This window comes from Streptomyces sp. HUAS 15-9, from assembly GCF_025642155.1.
Taxonomy (GTDB): domain Bacteria; phylum Actinomycetota; class Actinomycetes; order Streptomycetales; family Streptomycetaceae; genus Streptomyces.
Genome location: NZ_CP106798.1, coordinates 8,053,588 through 8,072,540, shown reverse-complemented (window position 1 = coordinate 8,072,540; position 18,953 = coordinate 8,053,588). Strand labels below are relative to the sequence as shown.

Genomic DNA, 18,953 nt, shown 5'->3' with positions numbered 1-18,953 from the left:
CGCTCACGGAGGCCGCATGGACACCACCAGGACCGTGCTCGTGGTCGTCGCCGTGGTCGCGGCGGCCCTGCTCGTCGTGGCCGTACGTCTGCTGGTGCGGCTGGTCGGCGCCCGGCGGACGCTGCGGCGGGCCGGTCTGCCGACGGGGCCGCGCTGGGTCTTCTGGGGTGCCGTCCTCTATCTGGTCCTGCCGACCGATCTGCTGCCCGACCCGGTGTATCTGGACGACATCGGCGTCCTGCTGCTGGCCCTGCGCTCCCTGCGCGCCGCACGCACGCTGCCGACGGACGGGACCGAGTCCTGAACCGGCTCACCCGCCACGTTCTCGGATGCCTCACCATGGGGTGATGCAACCGACCTTCACCGGTGTGTCCGGTCTCTCCGCGACGCCCGAAGTCGCCGTGGTCATCGATGTGATGCGCGCGTTCACCGTGGCCGCCTGGGCCTTCCGGCGCGGGGCGGAGAAGATCGTCTTCACCGGCACGCTCGACGAGGCCCTGGAGCTGAAGGCCCGCAACCCGGGCTGGCTGGCCTTCCAGGACGGCCCGCCGGTGCCGGGGTTCGACCTCGCCAACTCACCGGCCCGGCTGCGTTCGCTCGACGTCGCGGGCTGCACGGTGGTGCAGAAGACCACCGCCGGGACCGTGGGCGCGCTGGCGGTGGCCGACGCCCGGCTCCTGCTGTGCGCGAGCTTCGTGGTGGCGGAGGCGACGGCGCGGGTGCTGCGGCGCGCGCGGCCGGACGCGGTCACCTACGTGGTCACGGGGGACGGCGGGCAGGCGGAGGAGGACCTGGCGTGCGCGCAGCACATCGCGGCACGAGCCGTGTCCGGACCCACCGAAGCCTCGCCGTTCGTCGACCGGGCCAGACGTTCGGACGCCGCCGCACGCCTCGCCGACGGGGTGCGCCGCGGCTGGCGCGGTGTCCACCCCGAGGACGTGGACCTGTGCCTGGAGGTCGACACCTTCCCGTTCGCCATGGCGGCCGCCCGCGAGGACACCCACCTGGTGCTGCGCCCGGTCCGGAACGGGCTGCCGCACTGACCTGCCCGGTACCGTCAGCGTGAGCGCAGTGTCTCCGAGGGGAGTTCGCCGAACCGGGCGCGGTACTTCTCGGCGAACCGGCCCAGATGGCCGAAGCCCCAGCGGTAGGCCACCGCGCCCACGGTCGTCGCCTCGGGGTCGGCGGCGGCGAGTTCGGCGCGGACCCGGTCCATGCGCACGTCCCGCAGATACGTCATGGGCGAGCTGCCCACCTGACGGCGGAACCCCTCCTGCAGCCAGCGCGCGCTCACCCCGGCGAGGTCCGCGAGTTCCGTGGTGGTGTACGGGTGCTCCGGCCGTGCGTGGATGGCGTCCACGACGCGCTTGACCGGCCGGGCGAAGCCTCCCTGGACCGGCCGGTCCAGGGCCTCCCGATAGGCGTGGTCGGTGGCCAGCAGCAGTCCGGTGAGCAGTGAGTCCCGCATCCGGGCGGCGAGCAGCGGCTGCCGCAGGAGCCCGCGGTCGTCCATGGTCTCGTCGACCACGAGCCGCAGCAGCCGCCCCCAGGTGCGGCCCGGCCCGGTGGTGAGGTCCATGGCCGGTGCCAGCCGCAGCGAGGGGCCGACGGCGTCGCCGGTGAGCGCCTCCAGGTGCCGTACGAGCGCGCGGGGCTCTATCTTCACGGCGAGCACCCGGCAGTGGCGGTCCCATCGCTCCAGCGTCGTGCGCCCCTCCGGCTGGAACACCCCCGCCCGTGCGGGGCTGGCCACGGCCACGTCCTGTGCGGCCTGCCGCCAGGCCAGGTGGCCCGTCAGGGGGACGTCGACGTGGTAGGCGCCGAGGTCGTCGAAGCGCATCCGGACGTCCGCGCCGCAGCGCAGCTCACCGAGGGTCAGCGGGCCGAGGCGGGCCATCTCGAAGTCCGCGTCGAGGCTCTGCCCCGGCTCCAGCAGGTCCATGACGGTGTCGTAGAACATGGCACCGATCGCGGCACGGGCCTCGTCGAGGTCCGCCGTGCGCAGAGTGAGACGTATGCGTGCCGGGTCCGTGCGCTTCGGAAAGTCAGCGGTCTCCGCCACGGGACGCGGCCTCCTCTCGATGACTGGGCCGACCCGTTCCGCCAGCCTAGGGGCCGGATCCCGAGCGGCATACAGGGCGTCACGGCAGCGGCACACAGGGCGGTCACGGCCCCGACGGCGTCCGCACACGGCCCGCGCCCACGTCGCACGTCGCACGAACCCCTCCCGGCTCAGGACCATCCGGACGGCGGCCCTCGCGGGGAGGCCGAGCCGGGGGTGCGGGTGCGGCTGTCGTGTCCTGTCCGCCCAGGTGCGTTCCGCGGGCGTCGTGACGCATTCTTGCTGTGTCACCCACTCGGGCGGCGCACGGACGAGGTAGGACCGATGGCTGTGAGCGGGGAGCACGCAGGCCGGACGCGCGGAACGCTGGCCGCGCTGCTGGTCGACGTCTGCACCCGGGCACTCGACGCGGCCGACGGCCGTGTCGCGGGGGTGTACCTGCGCTCGGGCACCCCCGGCATGCTGCGCCTCGCGGTGCTCGCGGGGCTCCCCGGTCCGCTGTTCCGCCCCTGGTGGCGGCTTCATGTGAACGCCCCGTTCCCCGTCGGCGACGCCTACCGGCTGGGCGTTCAGGTCACCCTGGCGAACGCCACGGAGATGGTGCGCCGCTATCCGCAGTTCGCGGCCGGTCTGCCGTTCCAGTTCGGCTCGGTCTACGTGCCCGTGCCGGGAGCGTCGACGCCGTACGGCGTGCTCGCGGTGCTGCGCCCGACGCCCCCTGACGCGGTCGACGAGATACCGGGCCAGGAGATCCTCACTCAGCTGGCCGAGGATCTGGGCGCCGGGATGCGCGGACTGGCCGAGGGGGACGAGCGGTCTGTTCTGTGGGACGGCGAGCCGCTGTGCGTACGGCCGCCGGCGGCACGTCCCAGCGTGGGGCGCATCGGACGGTTCACCTGGGATCCGGCCAGCTCGGCGGTGACCGCGGACGACCGGCTGCACGACCTGCTGGGGGTGCGGCCGGGCGACTTCGCCGGCACCGCGCAGGCGCTCGCGGACGCCGTCGCGCCCGCCGACGCCCATCAGCTGCTGGCCGCGCTGAGCGGCACGGCCGCCGGAAAACCCCCGCCCGCACCGCTGCTGGTGCGAGCCGCGGACGGCAGTCCGCGTCTGCTGGAGCTGTGGCCCGCGCCGAGCCCGGCCGACCCGTGCGTGGTGAGCGGGATCGTCCTCGACCCGGGTCCGGCGCCGTCCGCCGACGGCGCGGCCGACCTGCTCCCGCAGGGCGTGTTCTGCCTGGACCGGATGGGCCTGATCGTGTACGCCAACCCGGCCGCGGAACGCCTGCTGGGCCCCGACCGCGCCGAGCTCCTCGGCCGCCCCCTGTGGGAGGCCCTGCCCTGGCTGAACCAGTCCCCGTACGAGGACCACCTGCGGGGCGCCCTGCTCTCCCCGGACCCGGTGTACTTCCACGTCCGGCGCCCGGCCGACGACGAGCCCGACTGGCTCGCGCTGTCCCTCCATCCGGGCCCGGACACACTCACCTGCACCGTCGTGGCCGCGAACCGCGTGGACACCCCGGTCGGCCTGACGCCCGTCGACCCCGCGACGGCCGAGGTTCCCGGCACCGACCCCACCGTGGCCGCGGGCCCCTCGTTGGCCCCGCTGTACCGGCCCATCGCCCTGGCCATCGCGCTGACCGACGCGGTCACCGCCCGCCAGGTGTCGGCGGTCGTCACACAGGAACTGCTCCCCGCGTTCGACGGCCGCCGCCTCGCCATCTATCTGCTCCAGGAGCGGCATCTCTTCCTGGCCTGGGAGACCGGCTTCCCGCAGGGCTTCCTCGCGCCCTTCGAAGGCGTCGGCCTCGACGCCCATATTCCGGGCGTGGAGACGCTCACCCACGGCCGCCCGATCTTCTTCGAATCCATGCAGCAGCTGGAAGCCGCCTACCCCGGCATACCCCTGGACGCGGTCGAGGGTGCCCGCGCCTTCCTCCCGCTGATCGCCTCGGGGCGGCCGGTGGGTTCCTGTATCCTCGGCTTCGACCGCTCCCGCAGCTTCAGCGCGGAGGAACGTACGCTCCTGACCGCGCTCGCCGGGCTGATCGCGCACGCGATGGAGAAGGCGCAGCGCTACGACACCGAGGCCGCGCTCGCCCGAGGCCTCCAGCAGGCCCTGCTGCCCCGGCGGCTGTCCGCGCACCCGCTGGTGGAGACCGCCGGACGCTATCTGCCCGGTACCCAGGGCATGGACGTGGGCGGTGACTGGTACGACGTCGTCGAGGCCGGGGACGGCCTGGCGCTGGTGATCGGAGACGTCCAGGGACACGGTGTCCAGGCGGCGGCCACCATGGGCCAGCTGCGCAGCGCCGTACGGGCCTTCGCGCTCGGCGACCATCCGCCCGACGAGGTCATGAGCGGCACGAACCGCCTGCTCATCGACCTCGATCCCGGCCAGTTCGCCAGCTGCTGCTACCTCCGGCTCGACCCGGCCACCGGTCTGGCCCGGGTCGCCCGCGCCGGACACCTCCCTCCGCTGCTGCGCGCCCCCGACGGCCAGACCCATGTGCTGCAGATTCCCGGCGGGGTCGTGCTCGGCGTGGACCCGCACGCGCACTACCCGGTGGCGCGGCTGCGCCTGGAGCCCGACGCCATCCTCGCGCTGTACACCGACGGGCTCGTGGAGAAGCCCGGCACCGACATCGACGAGGGCATCACGGCGCTGCGCACGGTGCTGGAGAAGGCCGGAACGTTCACGGGGCGGCGCGGCGGCCGCTCGCTGGCGGGGGTCGCCGACCGGCTCACCGCGACGGCCCGGCAGGCCACCGACCGGCCCGACGACGTGGCACTGCTGCTCGCCACCCGGCGCACGGCACCCGGGCAGCGTCGCTGACCCGCCGTGGAACCGGTCCGATCAGGGCGGTCACCTCGTGCGACGCCCCTCGCCTACGGGGGCCGGGCAGTGTAGACATGGCACATGGTCCGACTGCCCGGCCGGCCCGATGCCCGGCCGCCCCGTCGTCCCGGGGATCCGCATGCGCCGCTCGACGCGCGTCAGCAGGAGGAGACCGGGCCGCACCGTACCAGGGCCGGGAGGCTGTGGTCGGCGCTGAGCGGCCGCAGCGTCGCCGGACAGGTGTTCGTACTGCAAGTGGTGATCGTGCTGCTGCTGGTCGTGGCGGCCGTGGTGGCACAGGTTCTGCAAGTACGGCACGACACCACCCAGGAGGCCCACAACCGCTCCCTCGCCGTGGCCGAGACCTTCGCCAACGCACCCGGCACGGCCGCGGCGTTGCAGAGCCCCGACCCGACGGCGATCCTCCAGCCGAAGGCCGAGGCCGCCCGCAAGGCGTCCGGGGTGGACTTCATCGTCGCGATGAACACCGAGGGGATCCGCTACACCCACCCCAAGCCGGACCGCATCGGGAAGAAGTTCGTGGGGACCATCGCGCCCGCGGTGGCCGGCGGAACCGTCGAAGAGGAGATCAACGGGACCATCGGACGGCTGGTCCAGGTCGTGGTCCCGGTCAAGGCGGCCGACGGCACCGTGGTCGGCCTGGTCTCCTCCGGCATCACGACCGAGCATGTGGGCGGCACCGCCGACCAGCAACTGCCGCTCCTGCTCGCCGCGGCCGCGGCGGCGATGGCCCTGGCCACGGCGGGCACGGCGCTGGTGAGCAGACGGCTGCTGCGGCAGACGCACGGCCTGGGCCCGCACGAGATGACCCGGATGTACGAGCACCACGACGCGGTGCTGCACGCCGTGCGGGAGGGCGTGCTCATCGTCAGCGGCGAGGGCCGTCTGCTGCTCGCCAACGACGAGGCGCACCGCCTGCTGGAGCTGCCCGAGGACGCCGAGCGGCGCGATGTGCGGGAGCTGGGCCTCGACGCCGACACGGCGGACCTGCTGGCCTCGGGACGCGAGGCCACCGACGAGGTGCACCTCGTCAAGGACCGGCTGCTGGCCGTCAACCAGCGGCCCACGGACGCGCGCGGCGGCCCGCCCGGCAGCGTCACCACACTGCGCGACTCCACGGAGCTGCGCGCCCTGTCGGGCCGCGCCGAGGTGGCGCGCGAACGGCTCAACATGCTGTACGACGCCGGTGTCGGCATCGGCACCAGCCTGGACGTGACCCGCACCGCCGGGGAGCTGGCGCGGCTGGCCGTGCCCCGGTTCGCGGACTTCGCCACCGTCGACCTGTACGAGGCGGTGCTGCGCGGGGAGGAGCCGCAGCCCGGGAACGCGCTGCGCCGGGCGGCCCTCAGCGGTGTCCGCGAGGACGCCCCGCTCTACCCGGTGGGTGAGCGCATCCGGTTCGTGGACTCCTCGCCGCAGACCGACAGCCTGTCCTCCGGCCGGTCCGTGGTCGAGCCACGGCTGCGCGAGGCGCCGGGCTGGCTCGCACAGGACCTCGAACGCACCGGGCAGGTGGTGGAGTACGGCATCCACTCGCTGATCACCGTGCCGCTGCGCGCGGGCAGCCTGGTCCTGGGTGTGGCCAACTTCTGGCGCTCGGAGAAGCCCGAGCCGTTCGACACGGACGAGCTGGCCCTCGCCGAGGAGCTCGCCGCCCGCGCCGCGGTGTCCATCGACAACGCCCGCCGCTACACCCGCGAGCACGGCATGGCGGTGACGCTGCAGCGCAGTCTGCTGCCCCGCAGCCTGCCCGAGCAGAGCGCCCTGGAGATCGCCTACCGCTATCTGCCCGCGCAGGCGGGGGTGGGCGGTGACTGGTTCGACGTACTGCCGCTGTCCGGCACCCGGGTGGCCCTCGTGGTCGGGGACGTCGTGGGGCACGGGCTGCATGCCGCGGCAACCATGGGACGGCTGCGTACGGCGGTGCACAATTTCACCGCCCTCGATCTGCCGCCCGATGAACTCCTGGGTCTTCTGGACGAGTTGGTGGCCCGCATCGACCAGGACGAGACTCCCGCGGACGGCGCGGCGGCGGTCACCGGCGCGACCTGTCTGTACGCGATCTACGATCCGGTCGCCCGCAGCTGCACCGTCGCCCGGGCCGGCCATCCGCCGCCGGCCGTGATCCGGCCCGACGGCGACGTGGACTTCCCCGAGGTGCCCGCGGGGCCCCCGCTGGGTCTGGGGGGCCTGCCGTTCGAGACGGCCGAGCTGGAGCTGGCCGAGGGCAGCCGCCTGGTCCTGTACACAGACGGGCTCGTCGAGGACCGGGACCGGGACATCGACGAGGGTCTCGAGCTGCTGCGCACCGCCCTGGAGCAGTCCGGCGACGCGCCCGAGGACACCTGCCGGGCCGTACTCGACCTGCTGCCGGAGCGGCCCGGCGACGACATCGCCCTGATCGTCGCCCGCACCCGTGTGCTCGGGTCCGACCGGGTCGCGCAGTGGCAGGTGCCGTCCGATCCGGCGGCCGTCTCCGAGATACGGGCCTCGGTGACACGGCAGTTGGCGCGGTGGAAGCTGGAGGAGCTCACGTTCACCACGGAGCTGATCCTCAGCGAGCTGGTGACCAACGCGATCCGCTACGGCCGTGCGCCCATCCGGGTACGGCTGCTGCTCGACCGCACCCTGATCTGCGAGGTCTCCGACTGCAGCACGACCTCACCGCATCTGCGCTACGCGACGACCACGGACGAGGGCGGACGCGGCCTCTTCCTCGTCGCGCAGCTCGCCGAGCGCTGGGGCACCCGGTACATCCCCGGGGGCAAGGTCATCTGGGCCGAGCAGACCCTGCCCTGAGGCCGTCGCAGCGGGCGCGGAATTGTGTTGAGGGCGGTCGGGGGATCGGAGATGATCTCCGTCATGTTCTCGCGCAGAAATCGCCGTCCCAAGACCCCCGAACTGCTCAAGGCCTGGGAGTGCCTGGACTCCGGAGACATACCCGGGGCGCTGCGGCAGTTGCGGGCCGGCGGGGAGGAGCAGCCTCTCGGTGAGGTGGCCCTGGTGGTCGGCCGGGCGGCGGGCAGCGCAGGGTTCGACGATCTTCAGCAGGCCGCGGCGGCGCTGGTGGCGCGGCCCGGACATGCCCAGGCCCTCTTCGACTTCGGGTACGCGTGCGTGGAACGCGGGCTGTCCTACCTGGCGATCCCCGCGCTGCGCGAGGTCCTGCGCGGCAACCCGGGCCGCCTCGGTGTCGTACGGGAGCTGGTGTCGGCGTACGAGCGCGAGGGGCGGCACCGCGAGGCGGCCGAGGAACTGGCCCGGCACGAGGCCGACTTCACCGACTGGCCGGACCGCTACCTCCTGGTGTTCAACGCGATCATGTCGGGCGATCTCGCCCTGGCCCGGCGCCAGCACGCGCTGCTGCCGGACCCGGAGGACCCCATGTGGCTGCCCACACAGGCCCGGCAGAGCCGCATGCTGGAACGCGCCGCCGCCGTCGGAGCCGCGACCGCGCTGGACCTCACCGATCTGCGCGGCTGGCAGTACGTGATCGGCGGCACCGTGCTCGGCACGCTCTCGCCGTACGGCTTCGACGGGGGGATGACGGGGCGTTACGCCTGGCTGCAGGACACCCCCGACCAGTGCCTGCGCGGCCTGCTGCGGCTGCGGACACTGCTCGAGACCACCGAGGTGCGCCCCCGGTCCGTGTCGCTGCTGCCCGACCGGGGCTCGCGGATCCTCGGCCTGGCCGCCGCCGAGGTGCTGGGGCTGCCCGCGGAGCCGTTCGCGGCCGGGCGTGAGGACACCGTGGTCGTGGCGTACGACCTGAACGACGTCGCCGATCCCGAGATCCTCGGGCAGCTCTTCGAGCGGACCCCGGGGCAGGTGCTGCACGAGCACGCGAGCTCCTGGACGGACACCCCGGTCGTCACCGCCGACAGCGTGACGCTGCTCCACCAGTCGGTGGTGGCGCCGTGGGGCGAGCAGACGCACCAGGGTGCCGACGGCGGCGTCGAGCACGGACCGGCCGACGACCGCCCGGAGAAGGAACTCGCCGCCGAGATCACCGGTGCGGACCCGACCCCGGACGAGGACGACGGTCAGGCCCCGCCGGACTCGGACGAGGTGTTCACGGCCTTCGTCACGGCGACACGCGCCACCTGGCTGCGCGGCGACCGGGCCCGCCTGTCGTCATCGGGCCCGGTCCCCAGCTCCCGCTTCGCCTGACCCGCACCGGAGACCGACGACAGCACCCGCACCGGCCACTGCCCCGGTGCGGGCACGCGGACTACTCGTCGATCACCGCGCCGAACCGGGCCGCGTGGGCGTTTCCGCCGAGGGCTCCGGCGTTGTACGACCATGAGCCGGGGGCCAGCAGGCCGTTGTTGCTCGCGGGCAGGAGCCACAGCGCGCCGTCGCCCGCGTTCTCGCCGGGGGCCGCCGCGAGGAGTTCGGCGCGGCCGTCCGCGTCGGTGTCCGCCAGCCTTACCTGGGCGCCCCAGGCGTCGTCCATCTCCGCGGTGCCGGGGATGTGCGGGGTGTTCTGGTCGAAGGACTGGGCGTGTGCCGCGGTCAGGCCCTTGTGGGAGCCGCGCAGCAGCCAGACCGCGCCCGCGTCGGCGACACTGCCCACGTCCTCGCCGGGCGCGCCGACGGCCACGTCCGCGAAGCCGTCGCCGTTCACGTCGGCGACGGACAGGTCGGCGCCCCAGGAGTCCCCGGCCTCGGACGCGCCCGGGACACCCGGGGAGTTCTGCGACCACCACTGCGGGCCGGTGCCGGGGCCGTCCACGCCCGCGGGGCCTTCCTCGCCGCCGTAGTACACGCCGATCTTGCCGCCCGCGTCGCCCTCCGCCTGGTCGTCGGCGCTGCTGAGCCGGCCGACGACCAGGTCGTCGAAGCCGTCCTTGTCGATGTCGCCGGAGGCGGTGCCCAGGCCGCCGGGCAGGTCCCGTCGGTAGGTCACACCGTTGCTGCCGCCCGCGTAGTACGCGGACCAGCCCTTGGTGTAGTCGTCGTCGGGGCTGTAGCCGGAGACGACCAGGTCGGCGTAGCCGTTGTGATCGTAGTCACCGGTGGTGAGATATCCGGGCCGGAGCTTGTGGCCGGTGGAGCGCGGTGCGCCGACGAGTCGCAGGACGCCCGCGTGGTAGGTGAACACGTGCAGGCCCACCTTCTGGTCGGCCACGACGAGCTGGTCGGCGTCGGTGTCGCCGGTGAACCGGGCGGCGGCCGCCCCGAGGCCGAACCGGGCGCCCGCGGCCGGCTTCGCGGCGGTGACGGAGGCGGTGCGCGCGGTGCTCAGGCCGGCCTTGGAGCCGTACAGGACGGTCACCCGGCCGGCGTCCGCGACGCGGCCCTCGTCCTCCCCGGGCGCGCCGATGATCGCGTCGTCGTAGCCGTCGCCGTCCAGGTCGCCGGTGGCGACGGCCTGCCCGAAGTCGTCCCAGGCCTCGGAGGTGCCGGGCACCCCCTTGGTGGACTGGCTGATGACCGCCGTACGGCCCTTGGGCACGGTCTTGTCGGTGCCGATGCCGTTGGGGGCGCCGTACTGCACGGTGACGTACCCGGCGCCTTCCTTGCCGTCCACGGTGCCTTCCGGGACACCGGTGAGGATGTCGGTGTAGCCGTCGCCGTTGAAGTCGCTGTTGCGGTCGGCGGCGGAGGTGCCGCCCGGGACGCCCGCGAACGCGGACGGCGCGGCCAGGATGCCGGCGCCGGCCAGCAGCAGGAAGGAGGCCGCGGTGACGGCGGTGGGGACTCCAAAGCGGCGTGCGGGGTGTGCGCTGTTACTCATCTTCGTTCCCCCCGGGGGATGTTGATGGGTCGTCAGGTCGGCTGGTCGTGCCGACACCGGGTTCGACCCAAATGTCCCGGAGGGAGTTGTGGCGCCGCGAAGGGCTGTGACGATTCGGTTACATCTCGGGCGGAGCCCGGACCGGCGCGGTGCCGGGGCGAATCTCGGCCGACCTCGCCCCGTCGTCCGCGCGGCCGACGGCTGCGCGGACGCGGGAAGCACCCCCGTATCGCGCCGGGGGTGCTTCGCCGTCTTTCTGCACCGAGGCATCCCGTGGCGAGGGAAGCCTCCTGGTCTTCGTGCATGCCTATCAGAGGCTCTCCTCTCTGTCGTCACGTCGGTTGTCCGTGGTGTCGGTGGCCACCTGTCGGCCAGTTTAGACGAGGCCCCCTGTTAAATACCAATCCTGATTGGTATTACTCTCCCTGCAGTGCACGACACCCGCGACGACGGGTGTCGGATCTCGAGGAGGGCACAGGAGATGGGAAGATCACCAGCGGGCGTCAGCCCCGGTGAAAACAAGCGGCCACGGATGATCGCCAGGGGATGGGTCCAGGCGGCCATCCTCGTCACGCTCGGCGGATTCCTGGTCCTCGGACTGCTGGCGATGCGGACCTACCAGGCCCAGCCCCCGATACCGGAGAAGACCGTCACGGCCTCCGGCCAGGTCGTCTTCACCGGCGACGACGTCCGCGAGGGCCAGAAGGTGTTCCTGCGCACCGGCCTGATGCAGTACGGCTCGATCTACGGCCACGGCGCCTATCTGGGACCGGACTTCACGGCCGACTACCTGCACCGCAGCGCCACCATGGTGCACAAGCAGTACGTCGATTCCGGCGTCGCGAACGCCGACGAGCGCACCGCCGCGGAATACCGGACCAACCGCTACGACAAGGCGACCGGCACCCTGGTGTGGAGCGACGCCCAGGCCGCCGCCTTCACCGAGCTGACGAAGCACTACGCCGACCTGCTCGGCCGGCCCGACGGCAAGCAGGGCCTCAAGCCGAACGCGATCACCGATCCGGGCGAGATCCACGACGTCACGGCCTACTTCGGCTGGACGGCGTGGACCTCCGCGGCCGACCGCCCCGGCGAGGCCTACTCGTACACCAACAACTGGCCGTCGGAGCCCCTGGTCCACAACAAGCCGACCGGTCACACCGTGACCTGGAGCGTGCTGTCGCTGATCTTCCTGCTGGTGGGCACCGGCGCGCTGTTCGCCGCCTTCGGACGCTGGAACTTCCTGGGCTGGCACCGGCGTGACCACCGGGAACTGCGCTTCCACGCGCCCGACACCGTCCGGCTCACCCCGGCACAGCGCACCACGGCCTGGTTCTTCTTCGCGATGGCCGGACTGTTCCTGGTCCAGGCGCTGCTGGGCTCGGCCGCCCAGCACTACCGGGCCGACCTCGGCAGCTTCTTCGGCATCCCGCTCGACCGCTGGCTGCCGTACAACCTGGTCCGCACCTGGCACACCCAGCTGGCGATCTTCTGGGTGGTCACCTCGTTCCTGGCCATCGGCATCTTCATCACCCCGCTGATCGCCCGCGGCTGGGAGCCCCGCAAGCAGGCCCTGCTCAGCCGGATCCTGCTCGGCGCGCTGGTCGTCGTGGTCGTCGGCAGCCTGCTGGGCGAACTGGCCGGACAGCGCGGCTGGCTCGGCAACCTGTGGAGCGCGCTGGGCAACCAGGGCTGGGAGTATCTGGACCTCGGCCGGGTGTGGCAGGTCCTGCTGACCCTCGGCATGGTGATCTGGGTCGTGATCCTCTTCCGCGGACTGCGCCGCAGGCTGCGCCGGGAGAGCGTCGCGAACATGCCGTGGCTGTTCTTCCTGGCCGCGCTCGCGCTGCCCGCGTTCTACGCCGTCGGCCTGCTGGCCAGTCCCGAATCGCAGTTCACCGCGGCCGACTTCTGGCGCTTCATCGTGGTGCACCTGTGGGTCGAGGACTTCATGGAGCTCTTCACCACCGCGACCGTCGCCTACCTGTTCGTGCTGCTGGGTGTCGTCCGTGAGCGGGTGGCGCTGTCCGTGATCTTCCTCGACGTCGTGCTGTACGGCGCGGGCGGCGTGATCGGCACCATGCACCACCTGTACTTCTCGGGTGAGCCCGCCGAGCACCTGGCGCTGGGCGCGACGTTCTCCGCCCTCGAGGTGGTGCCGCTGCTCTTCCTCACCGTCGAGGCGTGGAGCTTCCTGCAGATCGGCGCCCGTCGGCACAGCCCGTCGAGCACCCCGTTCCCGCACCGCTGGGCCGTGATGTTCCTGGCCGCCGTCGGCTTCTGGAACTTCCTGGGTGCCGGTGTGTTCGGCTTCCTGGTCAACCTGCCCATCGTGTCGTACTACGAGATGGGCACGGGCCTGACGGCGAACCACGCGCACGCCGCGATGATGGGCGTGTACGGCATGCTGGCGGTCGGATTCGCGGTGTTCGCGCTGCGCTACCTGATCCCCGAGAACAAGTGGTCGGACCGCTGGCCCCGGATGGCGTTCTGGTCGCTCAACCTCGGCCTGGCGTGGATGTCGTTCGCCACGCTGCTGCCCGGTGGCGCCCTTCAGCTGTACAAGGTCGTCGAGAGCGGCTACGCGGACGCGCGCAGCCTCGGCTATCTGCACTCGGACACCAATGTCTTCCTGGAGTGGCTGCGCCTGCCCGGAGACGTGGTGTTCCTGGTCGGCGGCGTACTGCCGCTGCTGTGGCTGACCTGGCTGGGCGTGCGTCATCGCGCCGGCCGGACCAGGCAGCCGGCGGACGCCGAGCTGAGCCTGCTGTTCACCGCGGTGGGACCCGTCGGGGCCGACGGCAGCGTGTCGGACGACGACCTGGACGAGGACGAGGACGGCGGGCGCGCCCCCGAACCTCCCGCCGCAGAGGCGGTGGCCCCGTGAGCGGGGAGACCCTGCTCACCACCGGATACCTCGGGGTGCTCCTGCTGGTCGTGATCGGCCTCGACCTCTACGGCCGGCAGAGCACCGGCGCCTGGGAGTCGCGTATCTTCGCCGGCTACCACCGGGCGGCCGGGCAGACCCCCGAACCGGTCAGCAGCGACGAGTGGCCGCACTCGGAGGTGCACCGCTTCCACCGGGCCCTGTCGCTGTTCGTGTCCGTGGTCGCGCTCGTCCTGGCGGGCGGGGAGGCGCTCCGTCACCACTCCCCGGCGGAGCTCGCGCTCCTCGGGGCGGTGGCCGTCCCGCACGGCGTGCTCCTCGCCCTGCTGGGCCGCAGGCTGCGGCACGCCAAGGTCTCGCCACCGGAGTGACCGACGCGCCACCATCCTGCCGCGAGGGTTAGAAACGAGACATCTTGTTTCTAACCCTCGCGGTCGTATCATTTCTCCATGGCTCCACGACGACAGCTCATCGACGCGGGTACCGGCGCTCCGGTACAAAGGGGAAGGCGCGCTGCCGTCCTGCAACTGCTGCGCGCGGAGGACGGCCGCCCGCTGGGTGTGGCCGAGACCGCCGAGCGCGTGGGGGTCCACCTCAACACCGCCCGCTTCCATCTGGACGCGCTGGTCGCCGACGGCCTGGCGATCCGTGACAGCGCGCCCCGCAGTGAACCGGGGCGACCGAAGATCGTCTACTCGGCCGTCGCCTCGGACGGGCTGGACGGTTCGCGCAGTTTCCAGTTGCTGTCCGACATCCTGCTCGGTGTCGTGTCCTCCTCGGTGGAGGACCCGGTGGGCGCGGCGACCCGGGCCGGCCGCTCCTGGGGCTCGTACCTGACCAACGCTCCCGCGCCCACCGAGCGCATCGGCGCGGAGGAAGGGGAGCGCCGGCTGGTGGCGACCCTGGAGGGCATGGGCTTCGTCACCGAAGCGGAGCAGGAGCACGATCAGGAGCACCAGCCGGAGCTTGAGCGGGAACCCGAGGCGGGCACGGAGCCGGAGGCCGCGGGCACGGTCATCGGCGATGCAGCCGATGACGCCCAGGCCGGGGCCGCCGACCTGCGGCGGCTGCGTCTGCACCACTGCCCGTTCCGCGAGGTGGCCCAGCGCCGCCCCGACATCGTCTGCGCGATCCATCTCGGCCTGATGCAGGGCACGGTGGAGACACTGCGGGCCCCGCTGACGGCGGAGAGCCTGGAGCCCTTCGTCACCCCGCACCTGTGCGTGGCCACCCTGCGGCGCGCCGAGGGGGCCTGAACTCCCGTCAGGAGTGCGGCTGCGAGCCGGTCTCCTCGGTGATGCGGGCGATGATGCCGTCGAGCACCTGCTCGGCCTGCTCCGGGTCGAAGTCCTCGCCCAGCCGCTTGCGCACCCCGTCGTCGCTGAGGAGATGGTGCACCACCGGCTCCACCTCGTGCCGGGCGAGACAGTTGCGGGCGCACTGGAGCACACAGCCGTCCACGGCGATGACGGGGCGACCGCTGCGGGCCTTGCGAACCAGGCTCGGCACGTCCCCGCCGACACCGGCGATGCACGACATCTCGGCGATGCCGCGCCGGTCGAGCTGCACGGCGATCCAGTTGGTCATCTGGGCCGCGCTCGAACAGCCCGAGCAGGAGTAGACAAGGGGCAGATCACGACGACGGTTCACCCGGGGGGCCTCGCTGGTTGCGGTGGACGGTGAGCGGCGCGGCGGCAAGCGGCACGCGCCTTCGCGAGCCTAGGCCGGACGACCGTCGGCCGCGTGGGCCCAACGGGGTAGGTATGGGCCCATTGGACTCCCCCCGTGGTGCCGAAAGACCCCCCGGGGAGGTCAGCCGAGGGCGCGGTCCAGGTTGAACGCCGCGCTGATCAGTGCCAGGTGGGTGAACGCCTGGGGGAAGTTGCCCTGCTGCTCGCCGGTGCGGCCGATCTCCTCGGCGTACAGGCCGAGGTGGTTGGCGTAGGTGAGCATCTTCTCGAAGGCCAGCCGCGCCTCGTCCAGCCGCCCGGCGCGCACCAGCGCCTCGACGTACCAGAAGGAGCAGATCGAGAAGGTGCCCTCGTCGCCGCGGAGCCCGTCGGGGCTGGCCTGCGGGTCGTAGCGGTAGACGAGGGAGTCGGAGACCAGGTCGTCGGTGAGGGCGTCCAGGGTGGACAGCCACTTGGGGTCGGTGGGTGCGATGAACTTCGCCAGCGGCATCATCAGGAGCGAGGCGTCCAGGACCTCGCCGCCCTCGTGCTGGACGAAGGCGCGGCGCACCGGCGACCAGCCGAGGTCCATGATCCGCCGGTAGACGGCGTCACGGCTCGTCCGCCAGCGGCGGTGGTCGGCCGGCAGGCCTCGCCGGTTGGCCAGGCGGATGGCGCGCTCGATCGCCACCCAGCACATCAGGCGCGAGTACAGGAAGTTCTTGCGGCCGCCGCGGGTCTCCCACACGCCCTCGTCGGGCTGGTCCCAGTGGTCGCAGACCCAGTCGACCAGCCGGCAGACGTTGTCCCACTGGTCGCTGGAGATGGGCTCGGCCCACTTGTCGTAGAGGTAGATCGAGTCGATGAGGGCGCCGTAGATGTCGAGCTGGAGCTGGTCGGCGGCGGCGTTGCCGACCCGGACCGGAGCGGATCCCAGGTGGCCCTCCAGGTGATCGAGTTCGCGTTCGGGCAGGTCGGTGCGGCCGTCGATGCCGTACATGATCTGCAGCGGGCCCGAGGCCGAGCCGTCGCCCGGGCCGATGAGGCCGGTCAGGAAGTTCATGAACGCCCGGGCCTCGCCGCTGAAGCCCAGCCGCAGCAGCGCGTAGACGCAGAACGCGGCGTCCCGGATCCACACATAGCGGTAGTCCCAGTTGCGCTCACCGCCGAGCTGTTCGGGGAGGCTGGTGGTCGGCGCGGCCACGATGGCGCCGGTCGGCGCGTAGGTGAGCAGTTTCAGGGTGAGGGCGGAGCGGTGCACCATCTCCCGCCAGCGCCCGCGGTAGCGGGACTGGTGCAGCCAGCGCCGCCAGTAGCAGACCGTGGCCTCGAATTCGTGCTCGGCCTCGGTGCGGGCGCAGCCGCGCGGCGCTATGGCGTCGCCGACCCGGTCGAGGGCGAACACCGCGGACTCGCCCTCGGCGAGCTTGAAGTCGGCGCGCACGTCCACGCCGTCGCTCTCCGGGGTCACCGTGGAGGTGAGCGCGAGGGCCATCTCCGGGGACTCGAAGACGGCCGTGTCGCCGAGCAGCCTCAGCGTGTGCGGGGCGGCGCCGTAGTCGAAGCGCGGGGCCACCCGGACCCGGAAGGGGATGGTGCCGCGGACGCACAGGACGCGGCGGATCAGCCGGTGCCGGTCGACCTCCGCGGACTCCCCGGTGACGGGCATGAAGTCCTGGACCTCGCCGACCCCGTCGTCGGTGAAGAACCGGGTGATCAGCACGTTGGTGTCGGGGAAGTAGAACTGCTTGGTGCGGGCCGGCACGGAGGCGGCGAGCTCGAAGCAGCCGCCGCGCTCGGCGTCCAGGATCGACGCGAAGACGCTCGGGGAGTCGAAGGAGGGGCTGCAGTACCAGTCGATCGTGCCGTTGCTGCCCACCAGGGCCACGCTCCGCAGGTCCCCGATCAGTCCGTGTTCGGCGATCGGCAGATAGCGGGGGCTCCCGGGTGCGTCCCGGTACGGCGTCTCGGTCATCGCGGCAGCCTCCCGGATTCGGGCGTGCGGGCTGTCTCCAGCTTAGGAGGGAAGGGGGCCGTGGGCTCTTCCGGATGCAGGGCGGGCTCCGGCGGGGAATCGTGAGAGTGGGCCGGTTTCGCGGCACCGGCAGCGGTGCGGGCGGCCGGATCCGGAGGAGGAGGCATCATGTCGACGTCGCAACCCGAAGAGTCCCGGTCCGCCGACGACCGGGCGACCCCGGACGCCCTGCTCCACATCCACCCCGAATCCGGCGTGGCGCCCGAGGACCTGGTGCTCGCCACGGGACGGGACATCACTCCGGCCAATCTGGAATGGGCACGGCGCAAGCTGGAGACCGAGGGCCCGATCGCCATCGAGAAGCTGCTGCCCTGAGGGCCGTCCGGGGTCGTCTCACAGACGGGGGAAGCCGACTCGGCACGACTGACCGGAGACGGGAGAACCCGGCTCGGCGCGACCGACCGGAGACGCGGCACACGCCCGGCCCGCGACTGCCAAGGAGACGCGGACCGGGCGCTCGGCGCTGTCCTGGAGGCGGACGCGGGCCCTGTCGTCAAAGGGCCTGGCCGGTGTCGTCACCGGCGTCGTCCGCGGGCACGCACACGACCCGGACGCGGTGGATCGCGTTGTTGGCGAAGCCGCCGCGGTTCCAGTGCTGGTCCGAGGGCTGGGTGCGGCCGTCGGCGTCGGTCGCGCGGGCGGCGAGGACATGGCGTCCCGGGGTGGCCGTCCAGGTCCAGTGCCATCGGCGCCAGGCCCAGCGGTGCCGGTCCGCCGGGTCGAGGCCGGCCGGGTGCCAGTTCGCTCCCCCGTCGGTGCTGACCTCGACGGCCGTCACCGGCGCCTGCCCGGACCAGGCCCGGCCCTCCAGCGGTACCGGTCCCGGCGGGACCACCCGGGTCCGGGACATGAAGTCCGGGAAGCCCGGCGGCACCAGCAGGGCCCGCGGCGCGATACGGGTGACCGGCTCGCCCTCGTCCCCGGGGCGCTGCCGGAGCCGGTAGGCCACGGCCTGCTGGAATCCCGTGAACGCTCGCGCACTGACCGTGATGTCCCGCAGCCACTTCACGTGCGCCATGCCGTACCAGCCGGGGACCACCAGCCGGACCGGGTGGCCGTGCTGCGGGGGCAGCGGGCCGCCGTTCATGCCGTAGGCCACCAGCACCTCGGGGTCGTCGCCCATGGCCACGGCCACCGGCAGGGCGCGCTGGTAGTCCTGCTCGATCCCGCGCTCCACTCCGTGGTCGGCTCCGGTGAGGACCACGTCGACGGCCGTCGGGCCCACGCCCGCCTCGGCGAGCAGCAGCCGCAGTGGTACGCCGGTCCACTCGGCCGTGCCGACGGCCTCGACCAGCCAGGGCTGGCTCACCGGGCGCGGTGCCAGCAGCGCACGGCCGTTCCCGGCGCACTCCAGGGTGACCCGGGTGGTGACCGCGGGGAACGCCCGCAGATCGGCCGGGGTGAGCCGCAGCGGGCGGCGGACCAGGCCGTCCACCGTCAGGCGCCAGCGGGTGGCGTCGGGGACGTACGGGATGTCGTAGTGGGTGAGGACGTAGTGCAGGCCGGGCGGGGTGATGTCGTGGCGCAGGGCTTCCAGCGGGAGGCCGTGGTTGCGGGCGGCGAGCGTGAGTTCGTCCGGGCCGATGCCCTCCTCGGGTCCGGCCAGCCGGGCGGGTGCGCTCACATCGTCGAGTCGACGGCCCATGACCGTATTGTCCCTCCGGTGGGTGCGGTACGGCGAGGACGGTGAGGGGCGGCCG

At 72.7% G+C, this 18,953-nt stretch carries 14 protein-coding genes; 9 read left to right on the top strand and 5 right to left on the bottom strand.

Going from position 1 to position 18,953, the window contains the following annotated elements:
• The first annotated feature begins 16 nt into the window (after nt 1-16).
• Both N8I87_RS36755 and N8I87_RS36750 read left to right on the top strand, forming a co-directional pair.
• Complete coding sequence (locus tag N8I87_RS36755; protein ID WP_263215174.1) at nt 17-304, top strand: DUF1232 domain-containing protein; 288 nt, start codon at nt 17-19, stop codon at nt 302-304.
• A gap of 43 nt (nt 305-347) precedes the next feature.
• Nucleotides 348-1,043, top strand: coding sequence for a 2-phosphosulfolactate phosphatase (locus N8I87_RS36750; protein ID WP_263215173.1), 696 nt, complete (start codon nt 348-350; stop codon nt 1,041-1,043).
• 14 nt (nt 1,044-1,057) lie between these two features.
• On the opposite strand, the gene N8I87_RS36745 is transcribed toward N8I87_RS36750, so the two are convergent.
• On the bottom strand, nt 1,058-2,062 hold the full coding sequence (locus tag N8I87_RS36745; protein WP_263215172.1) for an AraC family transcriptional regulator: 1,005 nt from the start codon (nt 2,060-2,062) through the stop codon (nt 1,058-1,060).
• A 324-nt stretch (nt 2,063-2,386) separates the two neighbouring features.
• Here N8I87_RS36745 and N8I87_RS36740 point away from each other — a divergent pair, with 324 nt between their 5' ends.
• The 3 genes from N8I87_RS36740 to N8I87_RS36730 all read left to right on the top strand — a co-directional run bounded on the left by N8I87_RS36740 (nt 2,387) and on the right by N8I87_RS36730 (nt 9,091).
• Nucleotides 2,387-4,897, top strand: coding sequence for a SpoIIE family protein phosphatase (locus N8I87_RS36740; RefSeq protein ID WP_263215171.1), 2,511 nt, complete (start codon nt 2,387-2,389; stop codon nt 4,895-4,897).
• Between the two features lie 84 nt (nt 4,898-4,981).
• Complete coding sequence (locus N8I87_RS36735; protein ID WP_263215170.1) at nt 4,982-7,720, top strand: SpoIIE family protein phosphatase; 2,739 nt, start codon at nt 4,982-4,984, stop codon at nt 7,718-7,720.
• A 63-nt stretch (nt 7,721-7,783) separates the two neighbouring features.
• Nucleotides 7,784-9,091, top strand: coding sequence for a tetratricopeptide repeat protein (locus N8I87_RS36730; RefSeq protein ID WP_263216846.1), 1,308 nt, complete (start codon nt 7,784-7,786; stop codon nt 9,089-9,091).
• Nucleotides 9,092-9,152: 61 nt separating this feature from the next.
• Here the strand turns inward: N8I87_RS36730 and N8I87_RS36725 are convergent, their stop codons facing one another.
• Nucleotides 9,153-10,661, bottom strand: a complete 1,509-nt coding sequence (locus tag N8I87_RS36725) for an FG-GAP repeat protein (RefSeq protein ID WP_263215169.1) — start codon at nt 10,659-10,661, stop codon at nt 9,153-9,155.
• 481 nt (nt 10,662-11,142) lie between these two features.
• On the opposite strand from N8I87_RS36725, the gene N8I87_RS36720 reads away from it, so the two are divergent.
• From N8I87_RS36720 to N8I87_RS36710, 3 genes are all read left to right on the top strand, one after another.
• Nucleotides 11,143-13,548, top strand: a complete 2,406-nt coding sequence (locus N8I87_RS36720; protein ID WP_263215168.1) for a nitric-oxide reductase large subunit — start codon at nt 11,143-11,145, stop codon at nt 13,546-13,548.
• Nucleotides 13,545-13,919 carry a hypothetical protein gene (locus N8I87_RS36715; protein WP_263215167.1) on the top strand — a complete coding sequence of 125 codons (375 nt, stop codon included), beginning with the start codon at nt 13,545-13,547 and terminating at the stop codon, nt 13,917-13,919. Before N8I87_RS36720 ends, N8I87_RS36715 begins: the two co-directional genes overlap by 4 nt.
• A gap of 78 nt (nt 13,920-13,997) precedes the next feature.
• Nucleotides 13,998-14,804 (top strand): helix-turn-helix transcriptional regulator, encoded by an 807-nt coding sequence (locus tag N8I87_RS36710; RefSeq protein WP_263215166.1) that lies wholly within the window; start codon nt 13,998-14,000, stop codon nt 14,802-14,804.
• Between the two features lie 7 nt (nt 14,805-14,811).
• Here N8I87_RS36710 and N8I87_RS36705 read toward each other — a convergent pair whose 3' ends face one another.
• On the bottom strand, nt 14,812-15,198 hold the full coding sequence (locus N8I87_RS36705; RefSeq protein WP_263215165.1) for a putative zinc-binding protein: 387 nt from the start codon (nt 15,196-15,198) through the stop codon (nt 14,812-14,814).
• A 162-nt stretch (nt 15,199-15,360) separates the two neighbouring features.
• Nucleotides 15,361-17,193, bottom strand: coding sequence for a glycoside hydrolase family 15 protein (locus N8I87_RS36700; RefSeq protein ID WP_263215164.1), 1,833 nt, complete (start codon nt 17,191-17,193; stop codon nt 15,361-15,363).
• Nucleotides 17,194-17,361: 168 nt separating this feature from the next.
• On the opposite strand from N8I87_RS36700, the gene N8I87_RS36695 reads away from it, so the two are divergent.
• A complete protein-coding gene (locus tag N8I87_RS36695; protein WP_263215163.1) occupies nt 17,362-17,568 on the top strand; it encodes a hypothetical protein in 207 nt (68 codons plus the stop codon).
• Between the two features lie 178 nt (nt 17,569-17,746).
• Here the strand turns inward: N8I87_RS36695 and N8I87_RS36690 are convergent, their stop codons facing one another.
• Nucleotides 17,747-18,898 carry a sulfite oxidase gene (locus tag N8I87_RS36690; RefSeq protein ID WP_263215162.1) on the bottom strand — a complete coding sequence of 384 codons (1,152 nt, stop codon included), beginning with the start codon at nt 18,896-18,898 and terminating at the stop codon, nt 17,747-17,749.
• Nucleotides 18,899-18,953: the final 55 nt, after the last annotated feature.